This window comes from Streptomyces adelaidensis (genome assembly GCF_016598475.1).
In the GTDB taxonomy this organism is placed as follows: domain Bacteria; phylum Actinomycetota; class Actinomycetes; order Streptomycetales; family Streptomycetaceae; genus Streptomyces; species Streptomyces adelaidensis.
The window spans coordinates 88077-102384 of the sequence record NZ_JAEMUX010000014.1 but is presented as its reverse complement, the minus strand read 5'-3'; the positions used below and the strand labels follow the sequence as shown (position 1 = coordinate 102384).

Annotated in this window: 8 protein-coding genes; 5 read left to right on the top strand and 3 right to left on the bottom strand. The window is 69.9% G+C overall.

What is annotated here, in order from left to right:
* Positions 1 to 24: 24 nt before the first annotated feature.
* Complete coding sequence (locus I8N67_RS11205) at positions 25 to 519, bottom strand: hypothetical protein (RefSeq protein WP_200302654.1); 495 nt, start codon at positions 517 to 519, stop codon at positions 25 to 27.
* 169 nt (positions 520 to 688) lie between these two features.
* Here I8N67_RS11205 and I8N67_RS11200 point away from each other — a divergent pair, with 169 nt between their 5' ends.
* On the top strand, positions 689 to 3202 hold the full coding sequence (locus I8N67_RS11200) for a glycoside hydrolase family 3 N-terminal domain-containing protein (RefSeq protein ID WP_200302653.1): 2514 nt from the start codon (positions 689 to 691) through the stop codon (positions 3200 to 3202).
* A gap of 167 nt (positions 3203 to 3369) precedes the next feature.
* Positions 3370 to 4758, top strand: coding sequence for a hypothetical protein (locus I8N67_RS11195; RefSeq protein ID WP_200302652.1), 1389 nt, complete (start codon positions 3370 to 3372; stop codon positions 4756 to 4758).
* Between the two features lie 125 nt (positions 4759 to 4883).
* Here I8N67_RS11195 and I8N67_RS11190 read toward each other — a convergent pair whose 3' ends face one another.
* Positions 4884 to 5666: a serine protease gene (locus I8N67_RS11190; RefSeq protein ID WP_200302651.1), complete on the bottom strand. Its 783-nt coding sequence runs from the start codon at positions 5664 to 5666 to the stop codon at positions 4884 to 4886.
* Positions 5667 to 6054: 388 nt separating this feature from the next.
* Between I8N67_RS11190 and I8N67_RS11185 the strand changes: the two genes are divergently transcribed.
* The 3 genes from I8N67_RS11185 (at position 6055) to I8N67_RS11175 (ending at position 10503) form a co-directional block, all read left to right on the top strand.
* Positions 6055 to 8505, top strand: a complete 2451-nt coding sequence (locus I8N67_RS11185) for a polysaccharide lyase 8 family protein (RefSeq protein ID WP_200302650.1) — start codon at positions 6055 to 6057, stop codon at positions 8503 to 8505.
* A 165-nt stretch (positions 8506 to 8670) separates the two neighbouring features.
* A complete protein-coding gene (locus I8N67_RS11180; protein WP_200302649.1) occupies positions 8671 to 10254 on the top strand; it encodes an acyl-CoA carboxylase subunit beta in 1584 nt (527 codons plus the stop codon).
* A gap of 57 nt (positions 10255 to 10311) precedes the next feature.
* On the top strand, positions 10312 to 10503 hold the full coding sequence (locus tag I8N67_RS11175; RefSeq protein ID WP_200302648.1) for an acyl-CoA carboxylase epsilon subunit: 192 nt from the start codon (positions 10312 to 10314) through the stop codon (positions 10501 to 10503).
* 72 nt (positions 10504 to 10575) lie between these two features.
* Here I8N67_RS11175 and I8N67_RS11170 read toward each other — a convergent pair whose 3' ends face one another.
* On the bottom strand, positions 10576 to 14190 hold the full coding sequence (locus I8N67_RS11170) for a DEAD/DEAH box helicase family protein (RefSeq protein ID WP_200302646.1): 3615 nt from the start codon (positions 14188 to 14190) through the stop codon (positions 10576 to 10578).
* Between the last annotated feature and the right edge of the window lie 118 nt (positions 14191 to 14308).

Sequence of the window (14308 nt, the reverse complement as noted above, 5' to 3'; positions counted from 1 at the left end):
CCCGAGTACCCCCGCGCACAACCCTCAGCACGCCCCCTCGGCGAGCTCCTCGAACTCCCCGGGGCTCATGGCCCGGTCATCCGCCCACACCTGGCCCGGCTCCAGCCCCGAGATGTCCGCCGCGGTGAAAGCGACGGTCCCGTTGTGGTCGTCGCCGCCCGCGTACTGGCCGAAACCCAGCCGATAGCTGTGCCCGGGCAGCAGCCGTTGCCCGCCCTTGTCCCCCTTGCGCTCGGCCTCCCACGCGCCCGGCGGCGAGAACAGCGGGAACTGCGAGTCACCCGACCGCTCACCCGCCACCGCCCAGCCCGTCGTGACCGTCTCGTCCTCGTCTGAGGACGGCCAGCCCTCCAGCCCCAGACCCCGGTAGCCGTCGTCACCGCACGGCCGGATCAGTGCCCGGGGCGTCCCGTCGGCGTCCACGGCCACGGCCGCCAGGGGCAGATCGAGCGCCGTGCAGCCGCTCAGCACCGCCGCTCCCGTCAGTACGCCGACCGTCGTGAGCACTCTCCGCCGCATCCCGTTCGCCCGTCCCCCAGTAGCACTACGTGACCAGCACGCCTCCCGAACGGTTGTACAGCCGTCTTGACGCCTGCCCAAGCCGACAGTTGACTCCCATCAAGTCACAAAAGGGAAACGGGAGTTCAGCGCGGCGACTGGTCCTGGAGTTTCAGTGGAGGAAAACCCGATGCGGTCCTCAACGAACGACCGAAGCACCCGGCTCACCGGAACCACACCGCTCACCGGAACCACCCCGCACACAGAAAGCACCCGACACCCCGGAGACACCCGGCACGTCCGAAAAACGTCCCTGCTGGCCTCGGCCGCCCTCCTGTCCGGCCTGATCCCGCTGTCGTTCGCCCCCACGGCGACGGCGACGACGGCCGCACCCGCGCGGGTGGCCACCGACGCCACCGCGTACCCCGTGGCCGAGGGCGGCACGGCCCGCATCCGGGTCACCGTCACCGGCGCGGTCGCGGAACCCGTCACCGTGACGTACCGGACGCCCGCCGACGCCGACGCCGACGCCGACCACAGGCCGGCCGACGGCACCCTGACCTTCCCGGCGGGCACCCCCTCCGGCACCTCCCGCACCATCGCCGTACGCACCCTGCCCGACAAGGGCGCGGAGACGGCCGAGTCGATCCCCGTCCGGCTCACCGTCACGGGCGCCCAGGCCCCCGCCGAGACCCCGACCGTCGTCATCGGCGCCCACGGCCTGCCCTACCTGAACCCGAAACTGCCGGTGCAGCGGCGTGTCGCCGACCTTCTCTCCCGGATGACCCTGGAGGAGAAGGCCGGCCAGATGACGCAGGCCGAGCGCGGCGCCCTCGCCACCCCCGAGGACATCACCGCGTACGGTCTGGGCTCGATCCTCTCCGGCGGCGGCTCGACCCCCGCGCGGAACACACCCGAGGCCTGGGCCGAGATGATCGACGGCTTCCAACGCCGCGCGCTGGCCACGCGACTGCAGATCCCGCTGATCTACGGGGTGGACGCGGTTCACGGCCACAACAACCTCCTCGGCGCCACGATCACCCCGCACAACATCGGCCTCGGCGCCACCCGCGACCCCGAACTCGCGCATCGCATGGGTGAGTTGACGGCTGCCGAGACCCGGGCCACCGGCATCCCCTGGGACTTCGCCCCCTGCCTGTGCGTGACGCGCGACGACCGCTGGGGCCGCGCGTACGAGTCCTTCGGCGAGGACCCGGCGCTCGTGAAGTCGATGGAGACGATGATCCAGGGCCTGCAAGGGCCCCGCGACGGGCGGGATCTGGACCGTGGCGACAAGGTCCTGGCCACGGCCAAGCACTTTGTCGGCGACGGCGGCACCGAGTACGGCTCGTCCACGACCGAGGCGTACACGATCGACCAGGGCATCACCAAGGTCACCCGCCAGGAACTGGAGGCGGTCCACCTCTCGCCGTACCAGGAGGCCGTGGACCGGGGCGTCGGCTCGGTCATGCCGTCCTTCTCGTCCCTCGACATCCTCGGCGACGGCAAGGGCGCGGTGAAGATGCACGCCCGCGCCGACATGATCAACGGCGTCCTCAAGGACCGGATGGGCTTCGACGGCTTCGTCATCAGCGACTGGCAGGCCATCGACCAGATCCCCGGCGACTACGCGAGCGACGTCCGCACCTCCGTCAACGCGGGCCTCGACATGATCATGGTCCCGTACGCGTACGGCGACTTCCACCGGACCCTGGTCGCGGAGGTGAAGGCGGGGCGCGTCAGTGAGCGGCGCGTGGATGATGCCGTCTCCCGCATCCTCACCCAGAAGTTCAGGCTGGGCCTCTTCGAGAAGCCGTACGCCGACACGGCGGGTATCGCGGACATCGGCTCGCCCGACCACCGCGCGGCGGCCCGCGAGGCGGTGGCCAAGTCGCAGGTCCTGCTGAAGAACAAGGGCGGGGTCCTGCCGCTGAAGAAGTCCCAGAAGGTGTACGTGGCCGGCTCGAACGCCGACGACCTCGGCAACCAGTCCGGTGGCTGGACGATCACCTGGCAGGGCTCCTCCGGCGACATCACGCAGGGCACGACCGTCCTGGAGGGCCTCCGGAAGGTCGGCGGCGACCGCGTCACGTACTCGAAGGGCGCCTCCGCCCCGACCGCCGGGTACGACGTCGGCGTGGTCGTCGTGGGCGAGACCCCGTACGCCGAGGGCTTCGGCGACGTCGGCAACGGCCACGACCTGGAGCTGAGCGCCGCCGACAAGGCCGCCGTGGACAAGGTGTGCGGCGCCATGAAGTGCGCGGTGCTGGTCGTCTCCGGGCGACCGCAGCTCATCGGCGACCGGCTCGGCGACATGGACGCGCTGGTCGCCTCCTGGCTGCCCGGCTCCGAGGGCGACGGCGTCGCGGACGTGCTGTACGGCAGGCGGCCCTTCACCGGCCGGCTCCCCGTGACCTGGCCCCGGTCGGGGGCCCAGTTGCCGATCAACGTCGGCGACACGTCGTACGACCCGCAGTTCCCGTACGGGTGGGGCCTGACGACGAAGGGGGCGGCGACGGCCTCGGAGCGTGGAGTGCCCGCCTCGGTGTACCGGGCGCGGCAGCTGGTGCGGGAGAAGGTGGGCCAGGACGTCCGTATGACGGAGGCGGTCGCGAAACCCTTCGCGGTGGCCGACCACCTGCTGCTCACGGGCCGCTACGCGCAGGCGCTGGCGAAGCTGAGGGAGGCGTACCGGGCGGCGTGACGCCCTTCTCGGCGAGGCGTGACGCGTGACGTGCGTGCGTGACGTGCTCGCGTGACGTGACGCGTGGCGCGTGACGGCGGTCGGTGGGGAGCGGGAACCTCCGGATTCTTCGGCTCCCCATCGACCGGATCGTCCGTTTTCACGCCGATCGAGGTAGCTTCGAAGGTATGAAGGGCGCACCGGTCCGACGTCTGCTCCACCTCCTGATGGTGCCGCTCGCCGCAGTGGCTCTGGCGGCTCTGGCGGTGCTGTCGGTCGGCGCGCCGAGCGCCCACGCGGCCACCGACCTCTCCACGGTGGCCGAGGCGCTGCGCGAGAGCCCCGTCTACGTCGACCCGGCCGCCTCCGCCCAGCTCTCCTCGGCGGACGCCGAAGCGCTCGCCGACAAGATCGAGGACGCGGATGAGCCGGTCTTCGTGGCCGTGCTCCCGGCCGGCTACCCGACCGAGAACCTCTTCCAGAACCTCCGCACGGAGACGGGCGTGACCGGCCTCTACGCGATCCGCCTCGGCGACCGCTTCGACGCGCGGGCCGACAGCGGCGTCCTGAGCGAGCAGGCCGTGGCGAACCTGGTCACGGCGGTCCAGGGCGCCGGCGACACCAAGGCCCAGCTCAACGACTTCGTGGACGACGCCCTGCGCGGCGACCTCGGCGGAACGGCCCCGTCCAGTTGGAGCGACGGTGGCGGCGACGCGGGCGTGGACGCGGGCACCCTGGCGGCGACGGGCGCGGTCCTGGCGGCGGGCGGCGTCGGCGCGTACGCGCTGATCCGCCGCAACCGCCACCGCAAGGAAGAGGAACGCCGAGCGGCGCTGGCCAAGCTGGCGGTGGTGGTGGACGAGGACATCACCGCCTTCGGCGAGGAGCTGGAGCGCCTGGACTTCCACCCCGCCGAGGCGGGCGCGGACGACGCGATGCGCGCCGACTACGAGCGGGCCCTGGACGCGTACGAGGAGGCCAAGTCCCTCATGGCGGCGGCCACCCGCCCCGAGGAGGTGCGCGCGGTCACCCGGGCCCTGGAGGACGGCCGTTTCTCGCTCTCGCAGCTGGCCGCCCGCCGGGAGGGCCGGCCCCTTCCCGAACGCCGGGCCCCCTGCTTCTTCGACCCCCGTCACGGCCCCTCGGTCGCGGACGTCCTCTGGACCCCGCCGATGGGCGGTGCGGAACGCGAGGTTCCGGTCTGTGCCGCCGATCAGACCCGCCTGGCGGACGGGCAGGAGCCGATGATCCGCGAGGTGGAGACGGCAACCGGCAGCCGCCGCCCGTACTGGGACGCAGGCCCCGCCTACGGCCCCTGGGCGGGCGGCTACTTCGGCGGCGGCCTCCTCCCCGGCCTCCTCGTCGGCACCATGCTCGGCAGCATGATGGCCACCCCGTCCTACGCGGCCGTCTACGGCGCCGGCTACGGCGACTTCGGCGCGGCCGCCGGTTACGAGGGCGGCGACGTCTCGGGCGCCGACTTCGACTCCGACGACTTCAGCGGCGGCTTCGGCGGCGGGGACTTCGGCGGCGGAGGCGACTTCGGGGGCGGCGGGGACTTCAGCGGCGGTTTCTGAGAGACGACGGAAACAGGAACGGGAACAGGAACGGGAACAGGAACACGTACGAGAACGGGAACGGGTCCGGCGCTGGGCGGCGCCGGACCCGTTCGATGCCGTACGAAGTGGTGCGGGAGTGTCGGTCAGAGCGTGGCCGCGGCCGCCGCGATCTGGGACGCGAAGGTGGACACCTCGGTGTAGACGCCGGGGGCGTTCGGCTGGGCGCAGCCTATGCCCCAGCTGACGATGCCGACCTGGACCCACGCGCCCGCGTTGTCCCGGCGGAACATCGGCCCGCCGGAGTCGCCCTGGCAGGTGTCGACGCCGCCCGCCGCCAGTCCGGCGCAGATCTCCTCGCCGGCGATGAGCCCGCTGTAGCCGCTGTACGAACGGCAGGTCGCGTCGCTCACGAACGGCACGGTCGCCTTGAGCAGATACCGCTGCTGCGCCCCGCCCTGGGTGGCCGCGCCCCAGCCGGCGACCGTGAAGGTGCCGGTGTTGTACGCCGTGGTCGTGGCGATGTTCAGCGTCGGCTGGCTGATCGGTGAGGCCAGCTTGATGAGCGCCCAGTCCTTGCCGTCGCCGTTGTAACCCGGAGCCCGGTACACCTTGGTCGACCTGACCTGGACCCGGCCACTGGTGTTCTGCAGGTCCACGACACCGGCCGTGGCCGTATAGCTGGTGTTGTTCCCGGTCGCGCCCACACAGTGCGCAGCCGTGAGCACGATCTGCTGCGTGTACAGCGCGCCGCCACAGCCCATCGACAACCGAACCATGAACGGGAACTCACCCTGCGCGGCCCGGGTTCCACCGACAACGGGCGACGGGGCGGCCTGCGCGGCCGAGACGGGCTGAAGGCTGGCGAACGCAAGGGCCGCGGCACCGATGACCGCACATCTCTTGACCGCCGTGAGGAGCTTCTTCAACGTGATGCCTTCCGTGGGGGGTTGGCCAACTGACAGCGAAATGACCTGCGCATGTCAATCTGGGCGCCAAGGAACCGCCCTGGTTGCCATGAACGGGCCAATTTCTGTTGCTGGATTATGCGAACCCTGTGAGCGGCGCGACAAGGGGTGCGATCCAGCCAGGCGTCCAGGCCGAGACCTCCCGCCCCCGCACCGTGTCCGGGCTGTCCGGCGCCGATGAGGAGGGCCGCCGGCGACAGCGCTCCTTGAGTGAGGTTGTTCAACGTTCAATGAACTGAACACGGCCCACCGTGGGCCCATTCCGTCCGAGATTCAACTTTGTCGCCACGGTGATCATCCAGTCACTCACTGTTGATCTCGTGGCGACTGAGTGATAGACGGCATGGGCATGACCCCCATGACCCCCGAGGCTGCCAAGTCCCCCGAGGCTCCCAATCCCCCCACACGCCGAACCGTCCTGTTCCTCCCCATGACCCTGGCGGCAGTCCTGGCGGCGACCACCCCCGCCACATTCGCCCCCACCGCGTACGCCGCCCCCGATGACGACGAGTCCGACGAGTACGACACCCTCCGCCGCCGCTGGCTGACCATCGCCCTCGGCGCCGGCTACGACCCCACCGCCGAGCCCTACGCGACCCGCCTCCAAGAGACCGGCGACCTCGCCCGCGGCTTCCGCGCGACCATGGCGCCCACCGCCGGCTCCCTCTGGCCGGGCCGCCCCTTCGACCCGCCCGCCGGCATCACCCAGAGCTACAGCCGCCTCTGGACGATGACGCAGGCGTACACACAACCGGGCACCGGTTCCACCGGCGACGCCGCCCTCCTCGCGGACGTCCTGCGCGGCCTCGACCACCTCTCCGCGACGGTCTACAACCCCGCGACCACCCGCTACGGCAACTGGTGGGAGTGGCAGATCGGCAGCCCCCGCCTGCTGATGGACATCGTCGCCGCCCTGCACGACGAGCTGACGCCCGCTCGACGGACCGCCGCCTGCGCGGCGATCGACCACTTCATCCCCGACTCGATGCTCCGCGAGTACACCGGCACCTCCACCGGCGCCAACCGCGTCGACCTCTGCCGCTCCGTCGCCCTGCGCGGCGTCCTCGGCCGCGCCCCCGAGAAGATCGCCCTGGCCCGCGACGCCCTCTCGCCGGTCTTCCCGTACGTCACCGAGGGGGACGGGCTGTACGCCGACGGCTCGTTCGTGCAGCACACCTGGGTCGCGTACTCGGGGACGTACGGGCAGGTCATGCTCGACGGGCTGGGGCGCCTCTTCGCGCTGCTGGCCGGGTCGAGCTGGGAGGTGACGGATCCGGGCCGGCGGATCGCCCTCGACAGTGTCGAGCGGGCGTACGCCCCGCTCATCCACGACGGCCTGGCCATGGACAGCGTCAACGGAAGGGCCATCAGCCGGGGCCACCTCAAGGGCGACGACCGGCACATCATGCGGAGCGACCACTTCCATGGGCAGGGGATCATCGCCGCGATCGCGCTGCTCGCGCTCGGCGCCACCGCGAGCGAGCGCGAGCGCTGGCACGGGCGGATCAAGGGGTGGATCGAGCGGGACACGGTGACACCGATCCTCACGGCGGCCCGGTTCGGCGTCGCGGACCTCGCCCGGTTGCAGGCCGTCGCCGCCTCCCCGGTGGCCGCCGCCCCCGAACCCGTCGGCCACCGCCTCTTCGCCTCGATGGACCGCGCCGTGCACCGTCGCCCGGGCTTCGCGGTGAACATCGCCATGGCCTCCGACCGCATCGCCCACTACGAATGCGGCAACGGCGAGAACCCGCGAGGCTGGCACACCGGCGCAGGGACGACCCTGTGGTGGGCCGAGGGCCGCGGCGATCAGTACACCGACTGGTACTGGCCGACCGTCGACTGGTACCGGCTCCCCGGCACGACCGTCTCCACCAAGCGGCTCGCCGACCGGGAAGGCGGCGAATGGGGCGTTCCGAAGCCCGCCGTACGGTGGGTCGGCGGGACCACGGACGGCGAGTACGCGGCGATCGGCCAGCACCTCAAAGGGCTCAACTCCACGCTCCAGGCCCGGAAGTCGTGGTTCTGCGTCGCGGACGCCGTCATCTGCCTGGGAGCGGGGATCAGCTGCACGGACGGGGTGCCGGTGGAGACGGTGGTCGACAACCGCAACCTGGGGGAGGCCGGCAACGAAGCGCCGCGGACCCTGGTACGCGGCAGGTGCTGGGCCCACCTGGAGGGACACGGCGGCTGGGTCTTCCCGAACGACCCGCCGGGCGGCGCCCCGCGCACCCTCCACGCCCCCCACGCCCCCCACGCCCTCCGCGCCCTCCGCGAGGACCGCACCGGCGCCTGGTCCGACATCAACATCTCCAGCACGACCGAACGCCGCACCCGCCGCTGGCAGACCCTCTGGCTGGATCACGGCACCGACCCGACCGACGCCGCATACGTCTACCTCCTCATGCCCGGGGCGGCCCGCCACGCCGTCGCGGCCCGCGCCGCCGACCGGCGCTGGTTGTCGGTCCTCGCCAACGACAGCGTCTGCCAGGCCGTCCGCGTCCCCTCGCTCGGCCTGACGGCCGCCAACTTCTGGCAGGCCGGTACGGCGGGCCCGCTGACCGCCTCGGCCGGGGCGAGTGTGCTGGTACGCCGCCGGGGACGGAGCGCTACCCTCTGCGTGAGCGAACCGCCGCGCACGGGCGAGCCGGTGGAGATCACTTGGCGTGGCGGACCGGTCCGCGCGGTGGTCCGGGCGGACGACTCGGTCGAGGTGCTGGAGTCGACGGCCGGCCGGCTGCGGCTCCGTGTCGCACCCGGCACGGCCTGCGCCACGCACACCTGTGACCTGACTCTCGCCTGAGCGCCCCATCGCGCCTTTGTCCGACCCCTACAAGTCCCACACCCCCTGAACAGTCGGTTCGGCTGCATGCCGGCATGGTTCTGTTCAGGGGTACCAGGAAAACGCGCCGGAGACTGTACGGAGTCGACGGACCGCTTTCCTCGCTCGGCTTCGTATGGTCGCTACATGACCGTTTTGGATGAGGCACCGGGTGAGCCGACGGACGCGCGTGGGCGCGTGGCCGAACTGCACGAGATCCGTGCGCAGGCGATGGCCGGCCCCAGCGAGAAGGCGACCGAGGCGCAGCACGCCAAAGGCAAGCTGACCTCCCGGGAGCGCATCGAGCTGCTGCTGGACCCGGGCTCCTTCAACGAGGTCGAGCAGCTGCGCCGGCACCGGGCCACCGGATTCGGTCTGGAGGCCAAGAAGCCGTACACCGACGGTGTCATCACCGGCTGGGGCACGGTGGAGGGACGTACGGTCTTCGTCTACGCCCATGACTTCCGCATCTTCGGCGGCGCCCTCGGCGAGGCCCACGCCACGAAGATCCACAAGATTATGGACATGGCCATCGCGGCCGGTGCCCCTCTGGTCTCGCTCAACGACGGCGCGGGCGCCCGTATCCAGGAGGGCGTCTCCGCCCTCGCCGGTTACGGCGGCATCTTCCAGCGCAACACCAGGGCGAGTGGCGTCATCCCGCAGATCAGTGTGATGCTCGGCCCCTGCGCGGGCGGCGCGGCCTACAGCCCCGCCCTCACCGACTTCGTCTTCATGGTCCGCGAGACCTCGCAGATGTTCATCACGGGCCCGGACGTCGTCAAGGCGGTCACCGGCGAGGAGATCACCCAGAACGGCCTCGGCGGCGCCGACGTGCACGCCGAGACGAGCGGTGTGGCCCACTTCGCGTACGACGACGAGGAGACGTGCATCGCCGAGGTGCGCTACCTCCTGTCGATGCTCCCGCAGAACAACCGCGAGAACCCGCCCCGCGTGGAGCCCTCCGACCCGGCGGACCGCCGCGGCGACGTCCTCCTCGACCTGGTCCCGGCGGACGGCAACCGCCCCTACGACATGACCAAGGTCATCGAGGAGCTCGTCGACGACGGCGACTACCTCGAAGTGCACGAGCGCTGGGCCCGCAACATCATCTGCGCCCTCGGCCGCCTCGACGGCCAGGTCGTCGGCATCGTCGCCAACCAGCCGCAGAGCCTCGCGGGCGTCCTGGACATCGAGGCTTCGGAAAAAGCTGCGCGCTTTGTCCAGATGTGCGACGCTTTCAATATTCCGATCATCACGCTGCTGGATGTCCCCGGCTTCCTCCCGGGCGTCGACCAGGAGCACGGCGGAATCATCCGCCACGGCGCGAAGCTGCTGTACGCGTACTGCAACGCGACCGTCCCCCGAATCTCCCTGATCCTGCGCAAGGCGTACGGAGGCGCCTACATCGTCATGGACAGCCAGTCCATCGGCGCCGACCTCACCTACGCGTGGCCGACCAACGAGATCGCCGTCATGGGCGCCGAAGGCGCCGCCAACGTCATCTTCCGGCGGCAGATCGCCGACGCCGAGGACCCCGAGGCGATGCGCGTCCGGATGGTCAAGGAGTACAAGGCCGAGCTGATGCACCCGTACTACGCGGCCGAGCGCGGCCTCGTCGACGACGTGATCGACCCCGCGGAGACCCGCGCGATCCTCATCCGCTCCCTGGCCATGCTCCACACCAAGCACGCGGACCTGCCCTCCCGTAAGCACGGCAACCCGCCGCAGTAACCCGCCGGATCCTTCGCGGTACCCCTGCGGAAACCTCTCTCCCGGAGACTGACATCCATGAACCTGCCTGATATTCGCGTCGAGAAGGGCCACGCCGAGCCCGAGGAAGTGGCCGCGATCACCGCGCTGCTGCTGGCCCGCGCCGCGGCCACGCCCAGCGAGGCCCCGACCCACCGCGGCCGCGCCCGCGCCGGCTGGCGCCGCCTGGAGCGCGAGCCCGGCTTCCGGGCGCCGCACAGCTGGCGCTGAGCATCTGCTTGTCCCCGCCGCCGGACGGGCTCCGCACGGGAGCCCGTCCGGCGATGGGTCTTTCCGGACCCCTCAGGCGGCCAGGGCGGCAGGCTTGGCAGTCCGCTCCAGCTCCTTGAAGATGACCTTCAGGCCTTCGAGCTCCTCACCCGAGAACAGATCATCCGGACCACCGGGGGAGAGCGCGGCGAACGAGTCCTCGTAGAGATCTCCCAGGCCGAGGATTCCCCGCTTGGCCACTGTGTCGACGATCAACGTCAGGAAGTCGAGCTGGCGGGCACTGAGTTGCTTGCCCGCGATGAATCCCTCGAAGGCCTTCTGTGCGGCCTGCCGATCCAGCCCGCACAGCCCGCGCACGAACAGCCCGAGCCCACCGGAGGACCTCACCTCGTCCAGATCCTCCGGGGAGGCGATGGCTTCCGAGAGAAAGATTTCCTCCAGGGCCGAGAGATCGGGCTCGGTGATCTGCTCGTTGGTACGCAGCTTGTGCACCACCGGCTGGTCCTCGTGGCGCAGGAGATAGGCGCGGGCCCGCTGCCTGAAGCGGTGCTCGTCCGTCCCTTGAGGCATTCCCTGGATCTCGGTCTCTGTGTAATCGCCGAACTCGTCGATGAAGTCGGTGTAGACGACGTTGCGCTTGACCTTGGGGTCGGTGAGACGCGCCAGCCGGCGCAAGCGGCGCCGCATGTCCTCAAGGAGCGGGAGGGTGATGTCGTGCCACCACTCCTCGCTCACCACCGCTTCCAGAAGCTCAGCCTGTTCGCCGACCGCTGGGATGTTGGTCTTGGTGAGCAGGTTGGACGCGATGTCCTGGATCTTCGTACGCAGCTTGGCGAACTCCTTGCCGCCTTCGAGCGCGGCGAGTTGGAGCCCGTACGCCATCAGGTCGAAGCGCTTGGCTTCCTCACCCGTCTCATCGTCGTCGAGACGGAACTCGCTGGGCAGACCGAGCAGACGGTCACGTATCGCGGCATCCGCGTCGTCGTCCACCCGATGCCAGTTGCCGAACTCGCCGAACACCTCGATCTCCCGGCGGTGCGGACGGACGAGGAAGTTGTCCAGGTTCATGCCCGTGACCGTCTGGTGCAGCCGGTGGGCGAGCGACCAGCGGATCTCGGCTTCCGTGCCGATCGCGTCAGGGCCGGCGTCGCGTGACGGGTCGGGCTGCTGCCGCTTGTCCAGGACCCGTACGAGGTCGAGCTGGCGCTGGAGGAGCTGCTCGGTGAGGGTGGCCGCCTTGCGTCCCTCCGACCGGTCCATCTGGCTGTTGAAGAAGTCGATGTTGCCGCAGAAGTCGAAGACGAAGAAGTTCTGCTTGTTGTGGTCGGGGTTCTCCGGGTCGGGCCCGTAGAGAGCCGGACGCAGACGAGTGCCGCGGCCGATCATCTGCCAGAACTTCGTCTTGGAGAAAACCGGCTTGGCGAAAACCAGGTTCACCACCTCAGGCACATCGATGCCCGTGTCGAGCATGTCGACGGAGATAGCGATGTCGGGAGCGTTCGGCGGGTTCTTGGGGTTGGAGAAGTCGTCGATGAGGGACTGGGCGTACGTCTCCTTGTACGTGATCACACGCGCCGTTCGGCCGCCCCCCTTCGGGTAGTTGACGTTGTACCGCAGCTCGATGAAGCGGGCGTGTTCGTCGTTCTTCGCGAAGATGATGGTCTTCCCGAGCCGGTCGCCGCCCTCGACACGATGCCCGAACACCATGAGTGTCTCCAGCATCTTGTCCACGGTGTCGTCGTTGAAGAGGTACTTGTTCATGTCATGGCGACCCACCGCCTCCGGGACCTCACCGTCCTCCGTCCACTCCTTGGCATCCCACTCGGCTTTCTCCTCTTCCGAGAGGTCGGCATACCGTATGCCGTGCTCCATGAACTTCAGCGGGACTTTCACCGCTCTGGGCGGAACCAGGTAGCCCTCGCCGACCGCCTCATAGAGGTCGTACGAGTCGGTGGGGACCCCGTCCTCCATCGCGAAGAGCTTGTACGTGTTGTGGTCGATGTCGTCCTTGGGCGTGGCAGTCAGGCCGAGCAGCAGGGAGTCGAAGTAGCGGAAGAGCTCGCCGTACTTGGAGTACACGGACCGGTGCGCCTCATCGATGACTATCAGGTCGAAGTAGCCGGGCCCGAAGCGGCGACGCCCAGCCCCGTCTGTGACATCGATCTGCTTCATCATTGTCTGGTAGGTGGAGAGGAGGACGCGGGCCGAGGCGGTCTTGTCGTCGAGGAGGCTCGCCGAGGGAGTGTTCGGCAGGTTCTCAGTGAACGCCTTCTTCGCCTGGTTGACCAAGGCCTGTCGGTCTGCGAGGAACAGCACCCGCTGGGCCCACCCGGCTTTCATCAACTGATCGACCAGGGCCACGGTGGTACGGGTCTTGCCAGTGCCGGTCGACATGACGAGCAGCGCCTGACGGCCCCGGTCCCGCTCGAACGTCTCTCCCACCCGCTGGATCGCACGAAGCTGGTACGGACGGCCGGCGATCCTCTTGTTCACCGGTGTGGCCGCCAGGGAGAGGCGGCTCGCGCGCTGCCGGATGTGCCAGTGCAGCTCGTCCTTGGTGAAGAAACCCTGGACCTGGCGGGGTGGGTAGCCCCGGTCCTCGCCCCGGTCCTTGCCCCATGCGGCGTCGTCCCAGAGGTACGTCTCGTAGCCGTTGGTGTAGAAGATCACCGGTCGGCGATTGAAGCGGGCCTGGAGCGCGTCGGCGTACAGCTTCGCCTGCTGCTGGCCGTCACGGGCGTCGCGCCGGGTCCGCTTGGCCTCGACGACGGCGAGGGGCTTGCCGTCGTCGCCCCACAGCACGTAGTCGACGTACCCTTTGCCGGACTTGGTGGGCATGCCCGTGACGGGGTACTCGGTGTCCTTGCCGGGGGTGAGGAGATCCCAGCCAGCTTCCTTCAGGAGCAGGTCGATGAAGGCGTCGCGGGTCGCGGCCTCGTCGTAATCATGGGTGTCCCGGACGGACTGGTTGGCTGCCTTGGCGGCCGTGACCTGTGCCCTGAGCTCGTCGAGCTGGCGGGCAAGGTCCGCGTTCTGCGCGCGCTGCGCCGCGAGCTGCTCGGCCTGCTCCTTGAAGCGGGCCTCGTCCTCGGCCTCCTTCGCCTTGAGCTCTGCCTGCTTCAGTATTCGGGCTTGGGGCGAGAGCGGACGCGGTACGGCGCTGGTGTCGAACTCGATACCGGCGGACGGCAGTTGAGCGGGCTGGCGGGTGTAGGTCCGGGCGAACCAGTAGAGGGAGTGGAACAGCTCCTTGACGCTGGCCTCGGCGACGGGCCTTGGGACTGGAGCAGCCTTGTGTACGGCGTTGTTGCCATGGCGACGGACGAGGTCCATCTTGGCGTTGACCGTCGGCCCGACGAGCTGGCGGAAGGTCGCCTCGTGAAGCATCGCCGCGAGGTCCTTCTTGTACGGCTCGTGAAGGCTGCTGTCCGTGTCGTACATCCAGCGGGCGGCGATTTCGATCGCGCGGCGGGCGTAGAAGCAGGCGGTACGGGGGTCGACGTGGATCAACCGCTCGGCGCGGGTCGCTTCGTCGTAGAGGACGGGCCACTCGGTACGCAGGAAGGCGAAGTTCCCGGCGGCGGCGCGGCCGGCATTCTGCGCGGCGGTCCGGTCGCAGGCCTGCTTGTCGTGGTCGGCCTGGCCCTGGTCCTGCCCCTGACCGTCGCTGTTCTGGTCGCTACCCATGCCGGTGCGACGCCCCTTTCCCCTGTTGCGCGGCTCATACGGGGGCGGGTTGTCCAGCCCCCGTACGCCGCCGACGTGTTGGTTCCGTCTCCTACGGCAGAACCACCCACGCGCCGGG

Coding starts and splice junctions, on each gene's coding strand:
- I8N67_RS11195 (WP_200302652.1), top strand. CDS start 3,370: ATGAAGGGCGCACCGGTCCGACGTCTGCTCCACCTCCTGATGGTGCCG.
- I8N67_RS11180 (WP_200302649.1), top strand. CDS start 8,671: ATGACCGTTTTGGATGAGGCACCGGGTGAGCCGACGGACGCGCGTGGG.
- I8N67_RS11175 (WP_200302648.1), top strand. CDS start 10,312: ATGAACCTGCCTGATATTCGCGTCGAGAAGGGCCACGCCGAGCCCGAG.
- I8N67_RS11205 (WP_200302654.1), bottom strand. CDS start 519: ATGCGGCGGAGAGTGCTCACGACGGTCGGCGTACTGACGGGAGCGGCG.
- I8N67_RS11185 (WP_200302650.1), top strand. CDS start 6,055: ATGACCCCCATGACCCCCGAGGCTGCCAAGTCCCCCGAGGCTCCCAAT.
- I8N67_RS11200 (WP_200302653.1), top strand. CDS start 689: ATGCGGTCCTCAACGAACGACCGAAGCACCCGGCTCACCGGAACCACA.
- I8N67_RS11170 (WP_200302646.1), bottom strand. CDS start 14,190: ATGGGTAGCGACCAGAACAGCGACGGTCAGGGGCAGGACCAGGGCCAG.